This is a genomic window from Desulfotomaculum copahuensis (genome assembly GCF_001655685.1).
Classification (GTDB): domain Bacteria; phylum Bacillota; class Desulfotomaculia; order Desulfotomaculales; family Desulfovirgulaceae; genus Desulfotomaculum_G; species Desulfotomaculum_G copahuensis.
The window spans coordinates 1-215 of record NZ_LYVF01000058.1 but is presented as its reverse complement, the minus strand read 5'-3'; the positions used below and the strand labels follow the sequence as shown (position 1 = coordinate 215).

The 215-nt window shown below is 60.0% G+C and carries 1 pseudogene; it reads left to right on the top strand.

Features of this window, described 5'->3' with window-relative positions:
• Nucleotides 1–215: pseudogene (locus tag A6M21_RS04865) on the top strand (IS200/IS605 family accessory protein TnpB-related protein); the annotation flags it as partial.

Sequence of the window (215 nt, the reverse complement as noted above, 5' to 3'; positions counted from 1 at the left end):
CTGTGAAGAGTGGCGTAACGTTAGACAGAACCGCTTATACGCCCGGGGGGACGAAACCAAAGGCGGCAACCCGAACATAAAGGTAAGTTACCATAACGGCGCGTTCACCCTGGCGGTAACCATCTCCCACCTGTCAGTACAAACCGGAGTAGACAGCCTGGGGCGGCCGGTCATGGCCAGAGCGCCCCGGGTGGAAGGGAAACTGTGGCTGCCGG